A 21,703-nucleotide genomic window follows, 5' to 3' on the forward strand; every position below is an offset into this window, starting at 1 on the left:
CGATGCAGATCATTATCGTAGACCATCGGCGCGGTACGACGCGGCGCTTCGATACCGCCAGAGCGAAGGCAGGGCTGCTCGCAGCCGGCGTTGGCTGCACCGCTTTTCTGCTGGCGGCGCTGCTGATCGTTGGCGGCTGGAAGTTGCACGGCTGGCTGGTTCCGCCGCGCGTGGAGGTCGTCGACATCGGCACGATGGATACGGCGGAGCACAAGGGCGAGCTCGATGAGCTGCGTAGCCGCATTCACGATGAATCGGCGGCTTTCGCGCGCCGTATCGCGACCCTGCAGGCGCACATCGCGCGCATCGATGCTGCTGGCGAGCGGATGACGCGGCTGGCCAATCTGGACGAGGGGGAATTCGACTTCGGCCAGCCACCGGCGCTTGGTGGTCCCATTTCGGAGGAGGGCGATACCCCGGAGCTTGGCCAGCTGCTCGACGAGCTCGATGCGCTGGAAGCACGGGTGCGCAGCCGCTCGCGCCAGCTGAGCGTGCTCGAGGACATGCTCGTAGACGCCCAGGCGCGTGAGGCTTCGCGCCCAGAGGGTCGACCAGTGACCAGCGGTTACATCTCCTCCGGTTACGGGCGCCGTACCGATCCCTTCACGGGACGGCCGGCGTCTCACTACGGTCTCGACTTCGCGGCACGTCCGGGTACCGATGTTTCGGCGGTTGGCTCCGGCATTGTCGAGTCTTCGGGGATGCGCAGTGGTTATGGCCAGATGGTCGAGATCAATCACGGCAATGGCTACTCGACCCGCTACGGGCACAACAGCAAGCTGCTGGTGCGCGCCGGCGAGCGCGTGACGCGCGGTCAGGTCATCGCCGAGGTCGGCGCCTCCGGGCGCGCCACCGGCCCGCATCTGCACTTCGAGGTCTGGCACAACGGCAAGGCCGTGAACCCCTCGAAATACGTGCACGCCGCACGCTGAACGTCGGGACATACGCGCGTCTCCTGTCTCGGCCCGCGCCAGCCGGCATAATGCGCGGCTGACGCCGCCCGGAACTGGTGCGGCGCGGCTTCGTTTTCTTCCCGCGAGCTTTAGATGTTCAACAATCTGATGTCCCGGCTGTTCGGCAGCCGGAACCAGCGCGTCGTCTCCCGCATGCGTGGCCTGGTCGGACAGGTCGGCACGTTCGAGGAGGAATTGCAGGCGCTTTCCGACGAGCAGCTGGCCGCCAAGACCCCTGAACTCCGCCAGCGCCTGGCTGATGGCGCCAGCCTCGAATCGCTGCGCGCGGAGGCTTTCGCGGTAGTGCGCGAAGCCGGCAGGCGCTGGCTGGGCATGCGGCACTTCGATGTGCAGCTAATCGGTGCTTCCGTCCTCGACAGTGGCCGAATCGCCGAGATGAAGACCGGTGAGGGCAAGACCCTCGTCGCAACGCTGGCGGTGTATCTCAACGCGCTCACGGGCAAGGGCGTGCACGTAGTCACCGTCAACGATTACCTCGCCCGTCGCGACGCCGAATGGATGGGCCGCCTCTACCGTGGCCTGGGGCTGACCGTGGGTGTGGTCGTGCCGCAGCAGGAGCGCGAAGAGAAGCGTGCCGCCTACCAGGCCGACATCACCTACTGCACCAACAATGAGCTCGGCTTCGACTACCTGCGCGACAACATGGCCTTCCGGCCGGAAGACAAGATGCAGCGCGGGCATGCCTACGCCATCATCGACGAGGTCGACTCCATCCTCATCGACGAGGCGCGCACGCCGCTGATCATCAGCGGGCCGACCGATGACAAGCCGGATCTCTACAAGCGCGTCAACGAGATCGCGCCCCGGCTGGTCAAGCAGGAAGAAGAGGATGGCCCAGGCGATTTCTCGGTCGAAGAGAAGAACCGACAGATCTATCTCACCGAGGAAGGCCACGATCACGTCGAGGAGCTGATGCGTGAGGCCGGGCTGCTCGAGGAGGGCGACAGCCTTTACGACGCGCAGCACATCGTGCTGATGCATCACCTCAACGCGGCACTGCGCGCCCATCATCTCTACAAGCGCGACGATCAATACATCGTGCGCGACGGCGATGTGATCATCATCGACGAGTTCACCGGCCGCATGATGACGGGCCGGCGCTGGTCAGATGGCCTGCACCAGGCCGTCGAGGCCAAGGAAGGCGTGCCGATCCAGCAGGAGAACCAGACGCTGGCATCGATCACCTTCCAGAACTACTTCCGCCTCTACGACAAGCTTGCCGGCATGACCGGCACTGCCGACACCGAGGCCTACGAGTTCCAGTCCATCTACGGGCTGGAAGTGGTCGTCGTCCCGACGCACAAGCCGATGATTCGCGACGATCGTGCCGATCTCGTCTACATCAGCGCCGAGGAGAAGTTCGAGGCTGTTACGGCGGAGGTTGTGGAGGCACATAACAAGGGCCAGCCGGTGCTGCTCGGCACGGCCAGCATCGAGACCTCCGAGTTGCTCTCCAAGCTCCTCGACAAGAACCAGATCCGGCACGAGGTGCTCAACGCCAAGCAGCATGAACGCGAGGCCGACATCATCGCCCAGGCGGGTGCGCCGGGTTCGGTCACCATCGCCACCAACATGGCGGGCCGCGGTACCGATATCGTTCTCGGCGGTTCGCTGGATGCCGAGCTGGCCCGGATCCCCGAAGAGGACACTGCTGCCCGCGAGGCCGCGCGTCAGGCGTGGGAGCAGCGTCATCAGCAAGTGGTGGATGCCGGCGGTCTGCTTGTCGTTGGCTCGGAACGCCACGAGTCGCGGCGCATCGACAACCAGCTGCGTGGCCGCGCCGGGCGTCAGGGCGACCCGGGCGCGACACGTTTCTATCTGTCGCTCGACGACAACCTCATGCGCATCTTCACGCCGCCGCGCATGCGCTCGATGCTGCAGAACATGGGCATGGAAAAGGGCGAGGCTATCGAGCACCGCTGGGTCACGCGCGCCATCGAGACCGCCCAGCGCAAGGTCGAGGCGCACAACTTCGATATTCGCAAGCACCTGCTCGACTACGACAACGTCGCCAACGACCAGCGCAAGGTCATCTACGAGCTGCGCGACAACGTGATCAGCGCCGACGATGTCGGTGATCTCATCGAGAACATCCGCGACGAGGTGGTCGATGGCGTTATCGATGCCCATATCCCGCCACAGAGCGTGGAGACGCTCTGGCAGGTGGGTGATCTCGAGGAAGCGCTGCGCAAGGACTTCGAGCTGGAGCTGCCGCTGCGGCAATGGCTGGAGGAGGAGAAGGATCTCAACGAGGCGGGCCTGCGCCAGCGTATTCGGGAGGCGATGGTGAGCGCCTACGAGAGCAAGCGCGAGCAGGTTGGCGCCGAGGTATTGCAGCACTTCGAGAAGGCCGTGTCGCTGAACGTGCTCGACCGACTCTGGCGTGAGCATCTGGCGGCCATGGACTATCTGCGGCTGGGCATCCACCTGCGTGGTTACGCGCAGCGCGACCCCAAGCAGGAGTACAAGAAGGAAGCCTTCGCGATGTTCAGCGACATGATCGCCCGCTTCAAGCACGAGGTGATCTCGGTGCTGGCGCGTGTGCAGATCAGGAGCGAGGAGGATGTTCAGGCCGTGGAAGCCCAACGCCGCGAGCCCGACAAGGTCGAGCTGCAGCACGCCGAAGCCGAGCGCGTGGCCACCGGCGCGGTGCCTGCCGGTGCTCAGCCGCCGCCTGCGGATGCGGCTGCCGCGCAAGCCGCGTCCAGTGGCACCGCCGGGGCGGCTTCGGGCGGCGGGCGCCAGCTGCCCATCGGCGCGGGCGCGCGTCAGCCGGCGCCGCAGAAGCCGGAGACGGTCAAGCGCGACGTGCCCAAGGTCGGCCGCAACGAGCCCTGCCCCTGCGGCTCCGGCAAGAAGTACAAGCACTGCCACGGCCGGGTGGAATAGGGGCGCGCGCACATGGCGGTGAATCTGTCTGCTCCCGGTGATCTTCTACCGGTCGACGGCGTGCGTCTGGGGATCACCTCGGCAGGAGTGCGCACGGCCGGCCGCGAGGATCTGCTGCTGATCGCGCTGGACGCCGGAACCAGCGTCGCGGGCCTGTTCACGAGCAACGCATTCTCGGCGGCGCCGGTACAGATCTGCCGCAGTCGGCTACGCGAGCGCACTGCCGTGCGTGGCCTGCTGATCAACAGCGGCAACGCCAACGCCGGCACCGGTGCGGCAGGATTGGAAGCTGCCCGCCACTGCACGGCGGCAGCCGAGACGCAAGTCGGCGGCATGGTGCTGCCCTTCTCCACCGGCGTCATCGGCGAGCCGTTACCCGCCGCACGCATCGCCTCGGCCGTTCCGCGCGCGGCTGACCGGCTGCGCCCGGACGGATGGCTGGAGGCGGCGCGCGCCATCATGACCACCGACACGCAGCCCAAGGCGGTCAGCCGGCAGCTCAGCATCGATGGACAGACCCTCACCATCACCGGCATCGCCAAGGGGGCGGGCATGATCTGCCCCGATATGGCGACGATGCTCGCCTTTATTGCCACCGACGCCACCATCTCGCGTTCCACCTTGCAGGAGGTGTTGGGGCGTGCCGCCGCCGACAGCTTCAACGCCATTACCGTCGACGGCGATACCTCCACGAACGACAGCCTGATGCTAATGGCTACCGGCGCAGCCGGCGGCGCGGCGTTGGTCCCGGATAGCGAGCAGCTCGCCGCTTTCGAGGCGACGCTGGCAGAGCTCTGTGTCGAACTGGCGCAGGCTGTGGTGCGCGACGGTGAGGGCGCGACCCGTTTCATCACCATCTCGGTGGCCGGCGCGCGGGACCGGAGCGAGGCACGGCGCGTGGCCTACACGCTGGCGCATTCGCCGCTGTTCAAGACAGCCGCCTTCGCCGGTGATGCCAACTGGGGACGGATCCTCGCCGCCGTGGGGCGTGCGCCGGTGGAGGCCCTGGACCTGTCGCGTGTGGCCATCGCCATCGACGAGGTGCCGCTGATCGCCGGCGGTGAGCCGCATCCCGAGTACAGCGAAGCCAGGGGAAGCGCTGTCTTCGCGCGCGCAGAGTTCGGCGTGAATATCGATCTCGGTCGCGGCGACGCGCAGGCGTCGGTCTATACCTGCGATCTCTCGCATGACTATGTCCGCATCAACGCCGAGTACCGCAGCTGAAGCCGAGCCGCTGCGGGTTGCCGCGGCAGCGCTGCGCGCACCCGACGGCAGCGTGCTGCTCGCCCAACGCGGGCCGCATAAGTCCTACGCCGGGCAATGGGAATTCCCAGGCGGCAAGATCGAGTCCGGCGAGACCGCCGAAGCTGCCCTGCGGCGCGAGCTGACGGAGGAACTGGGCATTGCCGCCGGCGCGCTGGAGCCGCTGATCCGCCTGCGCCACGATTACCCGGAGTTGTCGGTGGCACTGGAAGTCTTCGAGTGCCGTGACTGGCAGGGGCAGCCACAGGGTCTCGAGGGCCAGCGCCTGGAATGGGTGGCGCCGGGCGCGCTCGTCGACTGGCCGCTGTTGGCTGCCGACGCGCCCATCGTGACGGCGCTGCGCCTGCCGGTGCACTACGTATTTACCGCTGTCGATATGCAGGTGGAGGCAGTGCTTGGAGGCCTCGACGATCTTCCGGAGGGTGCCTTGCTGCGGCTACGCCTGCCGGCGATGCCGCAAGCTGAGTACGCGCGCTTGGCCGAACAAGTCGCAGGCAGCATCGGAGCGCATCGGCTGGTGGTCGACCGCGGGTCGGCGCTGGCCGCGCGGCTGGGCTGCCGTCTGCATCTCGACGGCGCGGCACTGGCTGCCGGGGAAGCTATGGCGGGTTTGAGCTGTATCGCCTCCGTGCACGACGCCGAGCAGATCAGGCGCGCCCGCACGCTTGGCGCGGAGGCTGCTGTATTGGGCCCCGTCGAGGCCACCGCAAGTCATCCCGGCGTGTCGCCGCTGGGTTGGAGTGGTTTCGAGTCGTTGGCGGCCGATGCCGGCCTGCCGGTTTACGCAATCGGCGGCATGAAGCCGGCCGACGCCGCCAAGGCGCGCGCCCGTGGCGGACAGGGTTGCGCCGGTATCGGCGCCTTCTGGCCCAGGCGCTGAGCGTCTTTCAGCGGTCTTCGTGCAAAACAACGAATGCGATGCCGGCGAGGCGCCGCTAGGCTGACCGCAAAACGATACGCGGAGAAACGCTCATGGAAGGCAGCACGGGCACGACTTTCGATACGGTGATTCGCGGCGCGCGCGTCTTCGATGGCACCGGAAGCGCACCGGTTACGAAGGATGTCGCCATCCGCGACGGGCGTATTGCTGCCGTGGGCGAAGGCCTTGCGTCGGGGCGCGAGGAGATAGACGCCGACGGGCTCTGGCTTATGCCTGGGTTACTCGATATCCACACCCATTTCGATCTGGAAGTGGAGTTGGCGCCGGGGCTCCCCGAGGCGGTGCGCCACGGCAGCACGACGGTGGTCATGTCGAACTGCTCGCTGGGCCTGGCCTACGGCAATCAGCGGCGCGACGGCGCCGACCCCATCGTCGACTGTTTCGCGCGCGTCGAGAACGTGCCCAAGCATGTACTCACCAAGGTGGCCGATGCGGTGGACTGGTCCGATTCCGCCGCCTATCTCGATCACTTCGACGGCCTGCCGCTGGGCCCGAACGTCGTGGCCATGGTCCCGCACTCGATGCTGCGCATCGAGGTCATGGGTATGCAGGATTCAGTGGAGCGCGACCCGACCGAAGCCGAGTTGGCGCAGATGGAGCGACTGGTCGAGAAGGGGATGACGGAAGGCTACGTCGGCTTCTCCACCGATTCGCTGCCTTTCCATTTTCTCGCCAACCAGCCCAACGTGCGCAAGCAGATTCCGACGCAGTTCGCGCCCTATCGTGAGCTCAAGCGACTGACCAACGTCGTGCGCCGCTGGGGGCGCGTCTGGCAGGCGACACCGCCGAAAGACAGCAAGGTCGGTGTCTTCCGCAACTTCCTGCTGACTTCCGGGCGCCTCTTCGGCAAGCCGCTGAAGGTCACCGCCGTCGCGGCCATCGACCTCGCGATGAACCGCTCCATCCTGAAGATGGGGCTGCTGCTGTCGCGCCTTCTGAATTCGCGACTGGTGGGGGGGCACTTCCGCTTCCAGGCGTTGCCGGCGCGCTTCAAGACCTGGGCCGACGGTGTCATCACGCCGATCGCCGAAGAGATTCCCGCGCTGCGCCGCCTCAATGAGTGCGACCTGGAAGATCGCGCCAGCCGCCAGCGAATCCTCGCTGATCCCGAGTACGTCACTGACTTCCGGCGCATGTGGTACCACGGCCGGCACGGCTTCAATCTGGCGCGCATCAAGCATTGGCTGCGCATGGATGACAACGTGCTGTCGCGCGATCTGGCCGACATGACCATCGACGACTGCCCGGTTGCCGAGTGGCGCGGCGAGACCATGGCGGCCGTGCGCGAGCGCCTGCTCGTCTGGCAGCACGACGGTAGCGGCGTGCGCAGCGAGGCCGAGGCCGAGACCTTCGCCAGCTTCCCGCAGGCCCCCGACGAGGCCGATTTCTTTCTGCACCTGCTGCGCCGCTTCGACACCGATCTGCGCTGGTGGACGATCTCGGCCAACCGCGACATGGCGGTGGTCGAGGAGCTGTTGTTCAATCCCAAACTGCTGCCCGGATTCAACGATAGCGGGGCGCATCTCACCAATATGGCCTTCTACGACGGCAACCTGCGTATGCTCAAGATCGCGCAGCGCCACGGTGAGGCCAAGGTGGCGGAGGCGGTGCGTCGGCTGACACGCGAGCCGGCGGACTTCTTTGCCATTGACGCCGGCCGGCTGGAGCCGGGCGCAGCCGCCGATCTGTTGCTCGTCGACCCGAAGACCTTGGCGGCCTGGGAGCCCGAGGCCACCTATCAGTACATCTGGCGAGACGCCTTCCAGCACCACCAGCTGGTCAATCGCTCGGAAGGTGTGGTGAGGCGCGTTTACGTCGCCGGGCACTGCGCTTTCGCCGACGGTGCCTTCACGCCCGATTTCGGCTGCAAGCCCATGGGCCGGCTTCTGCGCAACCGTGACCATGAGGCCGCGCAGGCCGTCGATACAGCGACGCGCGTTGCCGCCTGAGCCCGCTGTCTGAGCCTGCCTACTGCCGCATCAGCTCGGCTTCGACGACCGCGGCCTTCAACAGAGGCTCGCCCGGACTGAGCAGCTTGTTGAGGCGCAGCAGGTCGTCCGGGCCGAGGCTGCCGGCGGCGCGCTCCAGTTCCAGCACGGCCAGCATGTAGTCGTAACGCGCGCGCGACAGATCACTGCGCGCGCCGAAAAGAGTCTGCTGGGCGTCCAGCGCGTCGACGGCCGTACGCGTGCCGACCTCGATGCCGGCCTCGGCGGCTTCCAGCGCCGTCTCGTTGGAGCGCACCGCCTTCTGTAGCGCAGCCACGCGTGCGCGACTGGTGCGGATGCTCTGGAAGCTGTTGCGCGCAGTACGCAGCACGCTGCGCAGCGTGCCCTCGCGCTCGGCGTCGCGCTGGTCGGCGATGGCAGCGGCCTGATCCACCTGCGCGCTGATGCGCCCGCCGGTGAAGACTGGAACCTCGAGCAACAGGCCGATGCGTCGCGATTCCGTGCTGAGCACGAAGCCGGGCTGCTCGCTGCGCCCGTAGCGTCCCTCCAGTTCCAGCGTCGGCCAGCGTTGGGCGCGGGCGATGGCGGTGTCGCGCTCGGCCAGCTCGGCGTCGAGCTCGGCAATGCGCAGTGTCAGATTCTGCGCGCGTGCGCGCTCGATCCAGGGCTCGAGCTCTGCCGGGTCCGGTGGCGGCGTGGAGAAGGCGGTTTCGGGGCGCGCTAACTCGGCGGGTCGCTGGTCGATGATTTCCTGCAGCGCGTCGCGGGCATCGAAGAGCGCCTGTGCAGCCTCCAGCGCACGCGCGATTGTCAGGTCGTAGCGCGCTTGCGCCTCCTGTACGTCCGTGATGGCCGACAGGCCGACCTCGAAGCGTTGCTCGGCCAGCTCGCGCTGTTCGGTGACGGCGTCGCGCTCGGCCAGAGCGAAGCGCAGGGCGTCGTCGGCGGCGAGCACGTCGAAGTAGGTGCTCGCCACGCGCAGCAGCAGGGCCTGCTCGGCCTCGGCCAGCCTGATGTCGGCGCGGGCGGTGGCGCGCTCGGCGCGGCGCATTCCCAGCCAGGCAGGGGCGTCGATGACGGGCTGGCTCAGTTCAGCGGCGATGTTCTCGGTGCGGGCTGTCTCAGCGCCGAAGATCTCGGCGCAGTCGCGCGCCGGTGTCGGGTTGGCGCCGGAGTCGTCGCGCGTGCTCTGATCCTGGCGTTCGCAGCCGAGGGCGGCCGAGACCAGGATCTGAGGCAGGTAGTCGGCACGCGCCAGCGGCTGCCCGGCGGCCGCAGCTTCGCGCTCGTGGCGCGCCGCTGCGAGTTGACGGTCGCTTTGCAGGGCGCGCTCGAAGGCCGCCACCAGATCCATCGCCTTGAGCTCAGTCGTCAGGGCAAACAGCAGCACGATGGCAAAGCAGCGGCGCATGCGGCGCGCTCCGGCAAGAGGGGCCCGGCAGCATAGCAAGCCCGATGGCGGCTACTGGTCCGTCCAAGGCTTTGTGGTGGTTTTGCCCACCCGTGGGCGCACGGGTGGCAACGCGGGATCGCCGCTATGTTCGGTACCGAACGGATAGGCCCTTCACGTTTGCCCATGCTGGAGGGTGGATTACCGACAGGTCGCATGTCGCGAACCGGTTCGCAGCAACTGTCGCCCCCGGCGGCGAAACCGCTTTGCCCCTACGCAATGTAAGGGTTTTCCTTATTGGCAAGGGGGCGGTTGCATGAAAGCATGGGCCGTTAGAATGAAAGCTTCAATCGCGGCGCATTGCAGTCGCATTAGTACACTAGGGAGAGCATCATGAAATTACGTTCCATCGCCTCGGGGCTGGCCTGCGCCGGCCTCATCTTTGCGGCCAATGCCGCGGCTGAGGAAGACAAGACCAGCAGCTATTTTTCCGTCCTGGGTGGCTATACCATGATGGACGAGGATCGTACGCCCATGGAGGCGGGCGACGAAGGTTACGGCATGCGTTTCGTCTACGGCTGGCAATACCCCTCGCGTTGGGGCTGGGGCCTGGCGCTGGAATCGCAGATCCTCGAGACCGACATCCCCTCCTTCACCGATTTCTACCGCCACAGCATCGAGTTGCATGGCACCTACGCTCTGGGCGATCGGGAGGGTTTCACGCCCTACGCGTTGCTCGGCGTGGGTGGCAACTACAACGATGTCCGGGATGTCGACTATTCCGGCGACAGCTTCGACCCCTACGGCACGGCCGGCCTCGGCTTCGTGACCGCACCCATCATCGAGACCGGGCAGATCAAGCTTCGCGGCGAGCTGCGCTACATCTACGACACCTTCGGCGATGAGTTCCAGGACTATCAGGCCTCGATCGGCATCGAGATCCCGCTCTTCGGCAAGCGCGAGCCGTTGGAGCAACCCGAGCAGCCGGAGCCTGAAGTCCGCGTGGTGGAAGCCGAGCTGGAGGATTCCGATGGCGACGGCATTCCGGATGAGGGTGACAAGTGCCCCGGCACGCCTGCCGGGACGCGCGTAGACGGCGAGGGTTGCGCCCTGGGCGACACCATCGACCTCTACGGCGTGCTCTTTGCCTTCGATTCGTCGGATCTGCACGGCAATGCGCGCCGCCTGCTGATGCCGGTGGTGAATCTCTTCAATCGCTATCCGGATCTGGAGGTCGAGGTCGCCGGTCACACGGATAGTCTCGGATCCGACGACTACAACCAGGATCTCTCGCAGCGCCGCGCGGAGGCAGTGCGTCAGTTCCTGATCGACCACGGCGTTCCGGCTGGACAGGTGGAAGCGCGCGGCTACGGCGAGGAAGAGCCGGTGGCGAGCAATGACACCGAGGAAGGGCGCGAGCTGAATCGTCGCGTCGAGATCCGGATTCTCAACTAAAGGTAGTACTGATTCACGGAGGAATGACATGAAAGCAATGAAGCTCACATTCGCCGCGCTGGCGGCAGTCGGCCTCTTGGCCGGCTGCGCGCAGGGCGGCGATGACACGACCGGTGTCGGGCCCGGCGGGCCCGGCGGCGGCGGTGGTGGTGGCGGTAATTCCGGCGTCGAGAACTGCTCGGTGCCGCTGGGTGGTGTCTGCGTGCTCGCCGGTAGCGAGGGTGGCGAAGGCTTGGTCGACGCCCTGCTTGCCGACGACGGCGCGCTGGCACCCATTGCCGGCAACATCAACACGGCTGATCTGGAGGATGCGCTGGAGACGCTGCTCGCGAGCGACGGCGATCTCGCCAGCCTTGTCGAGAATCTCCTCATGGAGGGCCAGCTGCAGGAGGGCCTCACTCAGCTGCTGATGGGTGGCGAGGACGGCGAGGGTGGTCTGGCTGACATCCTGGCCGATCTACTCATGGGCACCGAGCAGGGTGAAGGTCTGCAGGATCTGGTCGGCGAGGGTGGTCTCTCCGGTCTCATCATGGCGCTGCTGGTCGAGCCCACGGACCCCGATTGCCAGGTGCCCCTGGGCACGCTCTGCGTCATTACCGGCGATGGCAGTCAGCAGGGGCTGGTTGATCTGCTGATCACCGAGAACGGGGCGCTGACACAGATCACCGACAACGTCTCGCAGGACGATCTCGTCGCGATCCTCGCCAACTTGCTGGAAAGCGACGGCTCGCTGGCCAATCTCGTACAGAACCTGTTCGCGGAAGGTCAGCTTGTCGAGGGTCTGCAGGCGCTGCTGGTCGGCGATGGTGAAGACCCGATGTCCAGCGGCCTCGTGCAGGCATTGCAAGGCTTGCTCGATCCTTCGTTGGTTGAAGAGCTTGTCGGCTTCATCGGTGGCCTGCTCGGGGTTGGAGAACTCTAGCTCTCCTGTGACCTGAGCCGCTCGTAGCAGAAGGCCCGCCATTCGGCGGGCCTTCTGCGTTTTGGGCAACCTGCCGATTCAACATACGGTACAGTATGGTCCTGGCCTCGGGTCACCTCCTCAACGCAACACAGGGAATCGCAACATGCCCCAGTACACGCCCCCCGCCCGCGACATGCAGTTCGTGCTACACGAGCTTCTTGATGTTGGCAGCGCCTTCTCGGAGATGCCGGACTTCTCGGAAATTGACGGCGATATCGTCGACCAGGTGATCGACGAGGCCGGCAAGTTCTGCTCGGAAGTGATCTTTCCGATCAACGCCAGCGGAGACGCCGAGGGCTGCAAGCGCGAAGCAGACGGCAACGTGACCGCGCCCACCGGCTTCAAGGCAGCCTATCGCCAGTACGTCGAGGCCGGCTGGCCGGCGCTGGCCTGCTCGCCGGATTTCGGCGGCCAGGGCCTGCCCGAGCTGGTCAACAACTGCCTCTACGAAATGCTGAACTCGGCGAATCAGGCCTGGACGATGTATCCGGGGCTGACGCACGGCGCCTATGCCTGTCTCGCCGCGCACGCCACGGATGAGATCAAGCAGACCTATCTGCCCAAGATCGTGGAGGGCAGCTGGACCGGAACGATGTGTCTAACCGAGTCGCACTGTGGCACGGACCTCGGCCTGCTGCGCACCAAGGCCGAACCCAACGACGATGGCTCCTATCGTCTGAGCGGCTCCAAGATCTTCATCAGCTCGGGCGAGCACGATCTGGCCGACAACATCATCCATCTGGTCCTCGCGCGCCTGCCCGACGCCCCGGCCGGCACCAAGGGTATTTCGCTCTTCGTCGTGCCCAAGTTCATTCCCGATGCCGAGGGCAACCCCGGTGAGCGCAACGGCATCCGCTGCGGCGCCATCGAGGAGAAGATGGGCATTCACGGCAACGCCACCTGCGTGATGAATCTCGACGAAGCCAGGGGCTGGCTCGTGGGCGAGCCGCACCGCGGCCTGCCGGCGATGTTCGTCATGATGAACGGCGCGCGCCTGGGCGTGGGCATGCAGTCGCTGGGCCTGTCCGAAGTCGCCTACCAGAACGCCGTGGCCTACGCGCGCGATCGTCTGCAGATGCGGTCGCTGTCCGGCCCCAAGGCCAAGGACAAGCCGGCCGACCCCATCATCGTGCACCCGGATGTGCGCCGCATGCTGATGACGCAGAGGGCTTACACCGAGGCGGGCCGTGCCTTCGCATACTGGATCGGCCTGATGATCGACAAGGAGCATCACCATCCGGATGAAGCCGTGCGCAAGGAATGCGCCGAGCTGGTCGCGCTGCTGACGCCGGTGATCAAGGCCTTCATCACCGACAACACCTTCGAGACGACCAACATGGCGCTGCAGTGCTACGGCGGCCATGGCTACATCCGCGAATGGGGCATGGAGCAGTTCGTGCGCGATGCCCGCATCAACATGATCTATGAGGGCACCAACGGTGTGCAGGCGCTGGACCTCATCGGCCGCAAGGTACTGGGCGACGGCGGTGCGCGCCTCAAGCGCTTCGGCAAGCTCGTGGAAGCCTTCATCAAGGAGAACGCCGAGCGCGAGGATATGAAGGAATTCATCGAGCCGCTGTCCGACATCGGCGGCAAGCTGACCAAGCTCAGCGGCGAGATCGGCGCCAAGGCCATGCAGAACCCGGACGAAGCTGGTGCGGCCTCCACGGCCTATCTGCGCGTGTTGGGTCATACGATCTACGCCTATCTCTGGGCCCGCATGGCGCGCATTGCACTGGACAAGCAGGGCGACAGTTTCTACGACGCCAAGCTCGCCACGGCGCGCTTCTATTTCGCGCGCCTGCTGCCCGAGACGGCCTGGCATATCCGTGCCGCGCGTTCGGGGGCCGAGTCGCTGATGGCGCTGGACGAAGCGCAGTTCTGATCGGCCACGGCCGGGGAGGGCGGTCGATGGAATTCGCGGACTATCGCGGCAGGGATGCGGTGGCCTTGGCCGAGGCCTGTGCCTCGGGCGAGGCGACAGCCGAGGCACTGTTCGATCTCGCCCAGGCGCGGCTGACCGAGGTCAACCCGCAAGTCAATGCGGTCTGCATCGACATGGCGGACATCGCCCGCCAGCGGCTTGCGGAGCCGCTGGCGGGGGCCTTTGCGGGCGTGCCTTTCCTGATCAAGGACATCATCCAGGATCACGCCGGCGTTCCGACCACCGCAGGCAGTCGCGCATTGCGCGAGCAGGTGCCGGAACAGCATTCGGATTACACCCAGCGCGTGCTCGATGCCGGCATGGTGATCTTCGGCAAGACCACGACGCCGGAGCTGGCGCTCAAGGGCGTCACCGAGTCGCGCCTGTGGGGTGCGACCCGCAATCCCTGGAATCCGGCGCATACACCCGGCGGCTCCAGCGGCGGCGCGGCGGCAGCGGTCGCGGCGGGTGTCGTCCCCATGGCAGGTGCCAACGATGGCGGCGGCTCGATCCGCATTCCAGCCTCGCACTGCGGCCTCTTCGGGCTGCGGCCCTCGCGCGGTCGCGTGCCGGTCACGCCCGCCGAGAGCGAGCACTGGCACGGCGCCTCCAGCGATGGCGTGGTCAGCCGCAGCGTGCGCGATTCCGCACGTATGCTGGATGTTCTGGCCGGGCCGGGGCGCGCGGCGCCCTATCACGTCGCGCCGCCGGCCGAGGCCTTCGAGGCGATGGCCAATCGAGCGCCCGGCCGGCTGCGTATCGGCTGGAGCACGCGCTCGCCTATCGGTGCTGACGTCGATCCCGAGTGTGTGCGGGCTATCGAGCAGACGGTCGCGCTACTGGAAGCGCTCGGGCATGAGGTGGTGGAAGCCGAGCCGGCCATCGACGGCATGCTGGTGGCGCGCGCCTATCTCGGCATGTACTTCGGCCAGGTCGCCGCGGCGGTGGATACGGCCGTGGCGGCGGGCGCACGCGAGCGCGACTTCGAGCCCGACACGCGCACGCTGGCGGCCATCGGGCGCGCGGTGTCGGCCGGCGAGTACGTCGCGCTGCAGAGCCGCTGGCAGGAGATCGGCGCCGCCCACGCCGACTTCTTCGACGATTTCGATTTCTGGCTGACGCCGACCGTGGCGGCGCCGCCGGTGCGCATTGGCGAGCTCGACCCGCCGCCGGCCTTGGCGGCGCTGCAGAAGGCGCTGCTGTGGTTGCCCAGCGGGCGCCTGCTGAAGAGTGGCGGCTTCGTCGACCGCTTGATCTTCGAGGCGCTGGCCAAGACCCCCTTCACGCAGGCGGCGAATCTCTCCGGTCTGCCGGCCATGTCGGTGCCCTTGCACTGGACAGCGGCCAAGCTTCCGGTAGGCGCCCATTTCACCGGCCGCTGGGGCAGCGAGGGAGAGCTACTGGCGCTGGCCACGCAGCTGGAGGCTGCGCAGCCCTGGTTTGACCGCGTCCCGGATTAGTCCCGGTCAGTCCTCGTCGAGCGGGCGGCTGCCGTTGGCGCGTGCCAACTCCTGCATGTCGGCGACGGTGTCGGCTTCGTCCATGATCTCCATGCCGAGCAGCGTCTCGACCACGTCCTCCATTGTGACGACGCCCTGCGTGACGCCATATTCGTCGACGACGACGGCGAGCTGCGCGCGCGCGCCGGTGAGCTGGCGCAGCAGCCGCGGCAGGTGCTGCTGGTCAAGGACGAAGAGCGCCTCGCGCGCCAGGCTGTCGATGCGGAGGTCGTGCTCGTCGCGCGCCGCGGCGGCGAGCAGATCGTCCTTCAGCAGGATGCCGGTGACGGTGTCGATATCCTCCGGGTAGACGGGCAGCCGCGAGACGGTCAGATCCGGATGGGCGCTGAGGAAGTCGCCGACGGTATCGCTGCCGCGCGCGGCGACAACGACAGTGCGCGGCGTCATGATCTGGCGAGCGCGCGTCTCGCGGAAGGCCAGCAGATTCTGGATGACCGAAGCCTCGGAGGCGTCCAGTCGGCCCTCCTGCCGGCCCAGTTCCGCCATGGCCAGGAAGTCGGCGCGCGAGAAGACGGGGCCCTTTGCCCCACCCTTGAGGAAGCGCGTGATCAGCTCGCTGAGGCGCACGAAGGGATAGAGCGCGATGATCAGGAACTTGAGGCAGCGCACCGTCAGCGGCACGAAGCGTTCCCAGTAAGTCGCGCCCAGCGTCTTCGGAATGATCTCGGAAAGCACGAGGATGGCCAGGGTCGCGCCACCGGCGATGATTGCCTCGAAGCTGAGACGCGCACCCAGGATGCTCAGGCCGGCGCTCCCGAAGAGCACGTTGGCCTGGGCGCCTACGCCGATCGCGCCGACGGTGTGCGCGACGGTGTTCAGTGTCAGGATCGCCGACAGTGGGCGATCAATATCCTGCTTGAACTCGCGCAGCAGGCGGCCGGTCGGGTCGCCCTCCTGCTCGTGCCGGGTGACATAGCTGGGGGTGACCGACAGCAGCACGGATTCCCACATCGAACAGGCGAAGGACACGAGCAGCGCCAGCAGCAAGAAAAAGAGCAGTAGGCCCATGTTGATTGCCGCAGGAGTAGGCCAACGAGTCTAGCGCGAGATGGCGTTCAGCCGATTTTGCTGTCCCTGCCTGACTCGAAGGCGCGGCGCAGCTGTTCGTAGGCTTCGCGCTGGGCGTCCGTTCGCGGTTCCGGGGGGGCGACGGCGAGTTCGGCGTAGGTGTCGCCGGGCGGGGATCCGGGCAGGCCGCGCCCGCGCAGGCGCATCTTGCGGCCACCCATGGACCCGGCCGGAATCGACAGCGAGACGCGCCCGCCGAGGGTGGGCACCTCCACCTGGCCGCCGAGGGCGGCCGTCCAGGGCGGCACGGGCACCTCGACGTGCACATCCTTGCCGTCGGCGCGCATGCCATCGCTGGGGCGCAGCGCCACCTCGAGCAGCAGATCGCCGCCCTGCTGGCCCTGACCGGAGAGGCGAATGACCTGGCCGGTGGTGATGCCCCTCGGAATCTTCACCGACAGGCGCTTGCCGCCCACGTTGACGGCGCGCGTGGCGCCCTCGAAGCTCTCGCGCACGCTGACGCTGAGCTTGGCGCGCGTCTCCGGTGGGGCGCGGCGGAAACCGGCGCCGCCGCCACCCATGTCGCCGAAGAGATCGAAGTCCTGGGCGCCGCGACCACTGGCGCCGCCGGCGCCAAAGACGGTCGAGAAGAAGTCCGAGAAGCCGCCGAAGTCCTGGGTGCGGCGGCTCTGCCGGAAGCCGCCCTCCCAGCCGGGCGGCGGTCGGAACTGCTCGCCGGACTTCCAGTTGGCGCCGAGCTGGTCGTAGGCCTTGCGCTTCTCGGGGTCCGAAAGCACTTCGTAGGCCTCGTTGACCTCCTTGAAATGCGTCTCGGCGTCGGGGTCCTTGTTGCGGTCCGGGTGGTACTTGCGCGCAAGTTTGCGGTAGGCGCGCTTGATCTCGTCAGCGCTCGCGCCCTTGTCGACTTCCAACGCCTTGTAGTAATCCTTGTATTCCATGACGCGCAAGTCTCCATCAAAAACGGGGCGCACGTGGCGCCCCGTCACTCACGACCCCGGCGCTGCGATCAGGCAGCCACTGAAATGCGCCGGGGCTGACTGGCCGCGCGCTTCGGGATGACGATCTCCAGCACGCCGTTGTTGCCCCGCGCCGACACATTATCGGCATCCGCGGTGTCGGGCAGGGTGAAGCGCCGGTAGAAACGCCCGCGGGCGCGCTCGACACGGCGCCGCTCGGCGGCGTCCTGCTGCTCGACCTGCCCCTCGCGGGAGCCCGACAGCGTCAGCACGCCATTCTCCAGCGTGACATCGATGGACGAGGGATCAATGCCCGACACATCGGCGTAGATGACGAACCTGTCCTTGCTCTCCTCGATGTCGACCGGGGGCACCCAGTCCGCCGTGGCGCCGCTGGAGGCGTCGTCGGACTGCTGCATGCGCTCCAGCGCACGGCCCATCTCGTTCCAAAGGTCGCGATGCAGCGACCAGGGTTCATAACGCGTGACACTCATAGCGACCTCCTTGAAGTCTTTCCTTGTGTGAGTGGCTGGCGGTCATCGCCGCCACACCGTTAAAGATGTGGTCGGGCGCGTCGTCTTCAAGAGGGGGGTGTGCTGTGCGCGTGACCCCTATAATCGCGGGCTCACTCGCAGGAGCAGGTTCGAGGCGGTCATGGACAAGTCGAGCAACGTCGTCTGGCACGCGCATCAGGTTTCGCACGCGGATCGGGTGCAGCAAACGGGACAGAAGCCCTGCATCCTCTGGTTCACGGGGCTTTCCGGCTCCGGCAAGTCGACGCTGGCCAATGCCCTGGAGGGCGAGCTCTTCCGTGCCGGCCACCACAGCTATCTGCTCGACGGCGACAACGTTCGCCATGGGCTGAACAAGGACCTGGGCTTCTCGGAAGCCGATCGCGTCGAGAATATCCGGCGCATCGGCGAGGTCGCCAAGCTCTTCGTGGATTCCGGCCTTATCGTGCTGACCGCCTTTATTTCCCCCTTCCGTGCCGACCGCGACCTGGTACGCGGCCTCGTAGGTGATGGCGAGTTCATCGAGGTCTACGTCAAGGCGCCGCTGGATGTCTGCGAGTCGCGTGATCCGAAGGGCCTCTACAAGAAGGCGCGATCCGGCGAGATCAAGCACTTCACCGGCATCGATTCGCCCTACGAGGCACCCGAAAAGCCCGAGATCGTCATCGACACCGGTGCCGAGGATCTGGCGGCCTGCACGAGCCGGTTACTGGACTTTCTCGTCGAGCGCGGTGCCGTGACGCGCTCGAAATAGCGTATAGGCATAAAAAAAGCGGGCGTAGGTCTTTGTCAGCCTGAGTGCTCTCCCCGATACTCGCGCCCGAAAACGGGAGGGAGCCAAGCATGACTTCGATACGCGCCCGCGCGCTGTTGGCGCTACCACTGGTTCTTGCGCTGCCGGCGGCCTTCGCGACCAACGGCTATTTCGAGGGTTGGCCGGGATTCCTGAAAAATGTGCATTATATCGGCGTAACACTATAAATAATAAGGAGAATATCGGCGCTACCGGGGCTATTTTTTTAGCGGGGTTCCATCGGGTCCAAAGATGCGGAGATCCGGCTTCATCGGTTCAGACTGCCGGGCATAGTCAAGCACGTAGTCCCCGAATCGATTGATGTGCCAAGTCCGGTAAGGAGACAAGTATGAAAGCATCTCCGGCGTGATCTCCATTCCCTCCCGACGGAGCGCTTGGATGACCACGGTCATGGCCTGTACGTTGTGCAACGAAATCATGCTGGACACCAGGTGGCTGTATTTGACCAGCTTGCGCTGCTCATGAGCAAGGTTCTCCTGAATGATGCCCTCGCTACCAAAGAACACCCACTTGATGAAGTTGTTGAATGCCTCGCTTTTATTTGTCGCTGCATTGATTACCCGGCGCAGCTCCTCGGTCTCGACATAGTCGAGCAGAAACAGCGTGCGAATGACCTTCTTAGACTCAATAACCAAGTGCAACACCCACCTCTGATGCAGATACGGTGTTGCGATGACAAGAAGAAGCTACCGCCATCTCTCGGCGGAGGAACGGGCGGCGATCATGCTCTTGGCTGAGCAGAAGGTTACGACGCGAGAGATCAGCCGGCGGTTGGGGCGCTCGCCGTCGACGATATCGCGCGAGTGTCGGCGCAATGCGTTGGCCGGCAAGGCGTACGACGCCACGGCAGCGAGTGCGGCCTACCGGCAGCGACGACATCGTTGCGGGCGGCATCGGAAGCTGCAACCCGGCATGCCGCTGTGGCAGTACGTCCACGACCGCCTGATCTATTTCGCCTGGTCGCCGGAGCAGATCGCCTGCAGACTGGAACGCATGTTTCCCGACGAATCTGACTGGCAGATCAGCCACGAGACCATTTACGCGGCCATCTACGCGCACCCCAAGGGGGCGCTGAAGAAGGCCATGGTCGAGGCGCTGCGCCAGCACAAGCCGCAGCGCGGCCAGAAACGGCGTACCGCCGCCGGCAAAGGCGGCATGGTGGTGCCGGACGATCTGCGCATCGTTCATCGCCCCGAGGATGTGACGCAGCGCAAACTGCCGGGCCATTGGGAAGGCGATTTCATCAAGGGCGCCTACAACCGCTCGGCTGTCGGCACCGTGGTCGAACGCAAGACGCGCTTCGTCGTGCTCTGCAAGATGGCCGACTGCAGCGCCGATGCGGCGCTGGAGAGCTTTACCCGTCAGATGAAGAAGGTCCCCGCCTTCATGCGCGAGAGCTTCACCTACGACCGGGGCAGCGAGATGGCGCGTCATGACGAGCTCGCCCGACGCCTGAAGCTCGACATCTGGTTCGCCGACCCGTACGCGCCTTGGCAGCGTGGCAGCAACGAAAACATCAACGGCCTGCTGCGCCAATTCCTGCCCAAGGGCGCCGACCTTTCCTCGGTCAGCCAGACCCAGCTCAACGACATCGCCCGCCTGCTCAACGGGCGACCACGCAAAACCCTGGACTGGCAAACGCCTGAAGAAGTCATGGCCCACGAAATGGCGAAATTTCACGAAAGCGTTGCACTTGATTCTTGAGACCAGCAAGAAGCGGTGAGCGAGATGCTTAATCACTATCGACTTGCAGCGAATCGTCCAGTACCGCCATTTCTGTTTGTGTCCGTGCGTGGAAATGGGGAAGCCGTCCAGGCGCTGTGGGTAGACGACAGGAGGTACGCGTGTTTCCGTTGTCTTCGCAGGCCCCCCGGTCCGCATTACTTTCAAGACCGGTTCAAGCTGCTGAATGCGTCACCCATTGAAGGCTTCAAGGGATGCCAAGCCTTCACTCCATACGCTGTATCTGCTCCGATGAGCGCGGCGGCACTAGCCACAGACATGGTCGCCGACTGGTTGAAAGGAAATGTGTCTCCGCGGTTTCGAACGCGAGCTATGGAACGGGCCGACGTGAATCAGATCAAGAACAAAGATCTCGAGCCGATCGCTGGATGCCCGGCATGCCGGGCCCGCTAGTTCTTCCGCGTCCCGGCGAAGGCGAAGCATGGATACTGATTGAGGACAGCGTCGTCACCCTGATTGCGTCATATCGCCAGCGATTGCTTGGAGACAGTGAGGCTGGGGGAGTGCTGCTCGGATATCGGCGTCACAAACATTTGCACGTCGTGCATGCGACCACGCCAGATCAGGAAGACGCGCGGGCGCGCTTCTCGTTCGATCGTCTGGACGAAAGCCATGCCCGAATAGCCTCCAAGCATTGGGCACTTACGGATCGGCGTTGTGACTACTTGGGTGAGTGGCACACCCACCCGGAGCGTTCTCCGACACCGAGCGGAATTGATCGGCGCGAGTGGCGCAAGATTTACGAACACCGCTCGCAGCCCCTGCTGTTCTGGATAGAAGGCACCGAATGCCGATGGATTGGATTGGCGCACAAGTCGCGCCTTGTCGTAGTCGGGTCGTCAGTCGAGGGTGTCGGCCAAGTTTAGGCCAGCCCAAGTTCTTAAACGCGCGGTTATCGGGGGTAGGAGCCCAAAGCGCCGCGCTCTGCAGCACGCCGACGGCGGTACTCGGGTGAGTGCTCATCCAGAAATGCGGCCATGGCCTCGCGGAACTGGAGCACTTCCGCTGGTAGCTCCAGGTTCAGCGTCCTGGCGATCTGGAGCGCATATTGGATCTGTTTTTCGCTCGGCGGCAGCGGGGAGCGCTCGATCATGTCGGTGACGATCGTCACCAGCCCCTGCACGAATTCGACTGCTGCGCGATCCGGGACAGCACTATCGGCTCGTTTTGACAGCAGAGCGAGGACGCGATCTTCGACGTGGGGTTCAAAGGGAAGATCGACGGATAGCTCGTGATCGCCATAGACCAAGCGGAATGACACTGATGACGCCTCCAACACAACGGGCCCCAGTGTTCGACCGCTGCGGAGCGCCCACGACTGCCTTCCGGGCTTTTCCGCTCGGCTGCCATGGGCCGGGCACCACGCTCCGCACGCGCCGGC

At 65.7% G+C, this 21,703-nt stretch carries 18 protein-coding genes and 1 pseudogene; 13 read left to right on the forward strand and 6 right to left on the reverse strand.

Annotated features, from left to right (window positions below; translation table 11 throughout):
* Nucleotides 1–2 precede the first annotated feature (2 nt).
* The 5 genes from U743_RS19685 (at nt 3) to U743_RS02800 (ending at nt 8,015) form a co-directional block, all read left to right on the forward strand.
* Entirely contained in the window at nt 3–932 is a 930-nt protein-coding gene (locus tag U743_RS19685; protein WP_043765354.1) for a M23 family metallopeptidase, read from the forward strand.
* A gap of 114 nt (nt 933–1,046) precedes the next feature.
* Nucleotides 1,047–3,863: a preprotein translocase subunit SecA gene (gene secA, locus U743_RS02785; protein WP_043765356.1), complete on the forward strand. Its 2,817-nt coding sequence runs from the start codon at nt 1,047–1,049 to the stop codon at nt 3,861–3,863.
* A gap of 12 nt (nt 3,864–3,875) precedes the next feature.
* Nucleotides 3,876–5,087, forward strand: a complete 1,212-nt coding sequence (gene argJ / locus U743_RS02790; RefSeq protein ID WP_043765358.1) for a bifunctional glutamate N-acetyltransferase/amino-acid acetyltransferase ArgJ — start codon at nt 3,876–3,878, stop codon at nt 5,085–5,087.
* Complete coding sequence (locus U743_RS02795) at nt 5,050–6,006, forward strand: Nudix family hydrolase (RefSeq protein WP_084191302.1); 957 nt, start codon at nt 5,050–5,052, stop codon at nt 6,004–6,006. The genes argJ and U743_RS02795 overlap by 38 nt, the downstream gene beginning before the upstream one ends.
* Before the next feature lie 92 nt (nt 6,007–6,098).
* Entirely contained in the window at nt 6,099–8,015 is a 1,917-nt protein-coding gene (locus U743_RS02800; RefSeq protein ID WP_052367456.1) for an N-acyl-D-amino-acid deacylase family protein, read from the forward strand.
* Between the two features lie 19 nt (nt 8,016–8,034).
* Here the strand turns inward: U743_RS02800 and U743_RS02805 are convergent, their stop codons facing one another.
* Nucleotides 8,035–9,426 (reverse strand): TolC family outer membrane protein, encoded by a 1,392-nt coding sequence (locus U743_RS02805; protein ID WP_043765360.1) that lies wholly within the window; start codon nt 9,424–9,426, stop codon nt 8,035–8,037.
* A gap of 372 nt (nt 9,427–9,798) precedes the next feature.
* On the opposite strand from U743_RS02805, the gene U743_RS02810 reads away from it, so the two are divergent.
* From U743_RS02810 to U743_RS02825, 4 genes are all read left to right on the forward strand, one after another.
* On the forward strand, nt 9,799–10,860 hold the full coding sequence (locus tag U743_RS02810; protein ID WP_043765363.1) for an OmpA family protein: 1,062 nt from the start codon (nt 9,799–9,801) through the stop codon (nt 10,858–10,860).
* A 28-nt stretch (nt 10,861–10,888) separates the two neighbouring features.
* Nucleotides 10,889–11,782 carry a hypothetical protein gene (locus U743_RS02815; RefSeq protein ID WP_156966307.1) on the forward strand — a complete coding sequence of 298 codons (894 nt, stop codon included), beginning with the start codon at nt 10,889–10,891 and terminating at the stop codon, nt 11,780–11,782.
* Nucleotides 11,783–11,927: 145 nt separating this feature from the next.
* On the forward strand, nt 11,928–13,709 hold the full coding sequence (locus U743_RS02820) for an acyl-CoA dehydrogenase C-terminal domain-containing protein (protein WP_043765367.1): 1,782 nt from the start codon (nt 11,928–11,930) through the stop codon (nt 13,707–13,709).
* Nucleotides 13,710–13,735: 26 nt separating this feature from the next.
* Complete coding sequence (locus U743_RS02825; RefSeq protein ID WP_043765369.1) at nt 13,736–15,208, forward strand: amidase; 1,473 nt, start codon at nt 13,736–13,738, stop codon at nt 15,206–15,208.
* Nucleotides 15,209–15,214: 6 nt separating this feature from the next.
* Here U743_RS02825 and U743_RS02830 read toward each other — a convergent pair whose 3' ends face one another.
* The 3 genes from U743_RS02830 to U743_RS02840 all read right to left on the reverse strand — a co-directional run bounded on the left by U743_RS02830 (nt 15,215) and on the right by U743_RS02840 (nt 17,747).
* Nucleotides 15,215–16,276: a hemolysin family protein gene (locus U743_RS02830; RefSeq protein ID WP_084191303.1), complete on the reverse strand. Its 1,062-nt coding sequence runs from the start codon at nt 16,274–16,276 to the stop codon at nt 15,215–15,217.
* 47 nt (nt 16,277–16,323) lie between these two features.
* Complete coding sequence (locus tag U743_RS19720) at nt 16,324–17,235, reverse strand: DnaJ C-terminal domain-containing protein (RefSeq protein WP_043765371.1); 912 nt, start codon at nt 17,233–17,235, stop codon at nt 16,324–16,326.
* Between the two features lie 68 nt (nt 17,236–17,303).
* Nucleotides 17,304–17,747 carry an Hsp20/alpha crystallin family protein gene (locus U743_RS02840; protein ID WP_043765374.1) on the reverse strand — a complete coding sequence of 148 codons (444 nt, stop codon included), beginning with the start codon at nt 17,745–17,747 and terminating at the stop codon, nt 17,304–17,306.
* A 160-nt stretch (nt 17,748–17,907) separates the two neighbouring features.
* Between U743_RS02840 and cysC the strand changes: the two genes are divergently transcribed.
* Both cysC and U743_RS19005 read left to right on the forward strand, forming a co-directional pair.
* Nucleotides 17,908–18,519, forward strand: coding sequence for an adenylyl-sulfate kinase (gene cysC / locus U743_RS02845; RefSeq protein WP_043765377.1), 612 nt, complete (start codon nt 17,908–17,910; stop codon nt 18,517–18,519).
* An 89-nt stretch (nt 18,520–18,608) separates the two neighbouring features.
* Entirely contained in the window at nt 18,609–18,746 is a 138-nt protein-coding gene (locus U743_RS19005) for a hypothetical protein (protein WP_156966308.1), read from the forward strand.
* 30 nt (nt 18,747–18,776) lie between these two features.
* On the opposite strand, the pseudogene U743_RS02850 reads toward U743_RS19005, so the two are convergent.
* Nucleotides 18,777–19,205: pseudogene (locus U743_RS02850) on the reverse strand (Tn3 family transposase); the annotation flags it as partial.
* Nucleotides 19,206–19,251: 46 nt separating this feature from the next.
* On the opposite strand from U743_RS02850, the gene U743_RS02855 reads away from it, so the two are divergent.
* Both U743_RS02855 and U743_RS18535 read left to right on the forward strand, forming a co-directional pair.
* A complete protein-coding gene (locus U743_RS02855) occupies nt 19,252–20,283 on the forward strand; it encodes an IS30 family transposase (RefSeq protein WP_084191256.1) in 1,032 nt (343 codons plus the stop codon).
* Between the two features lie 407 nt (nt 20,284–20,690).
* Nucleotides 20,691–21,188: a Mov34/MPN/PAD-1 family protein gene (locus tag U743_RS18535; protein WP_198021897.1), complete on the forward strand. Its 498-nt coding sequence runs from the start codon at nt 20,691–20,693 to the stop codon at nt 21,186–21,188.
* Between the two features lie 26 nt (nt 21,189–21,214).
* On the opposite strand, the gene U743_RS02860 is transcribed toward U743_RS18535, so the two are convergent.
* Entirely contained in the window at nt 21,215–21,583 is a 369-nt protein-coding gene (locus U743_RS02860) for a hypothetical protein (RefSeq protein ID WP_043765380.1), read from the reverse strand.
* Between the last annotated feature and the right edge of the window lie 120 nt (nt 21,584–21,703).

Source organism: Algiphilus aromaticivorans DG1253, from assembly GCF_000733765.1.
In the GTDB taxonomy this organism is placed as follows: Bacteria; Pseudomonadota; Gammaproteobacteria; order Nevskiales; family Nevskiaceae; genus Algiphilus; species Algiphilus aromaticivorans.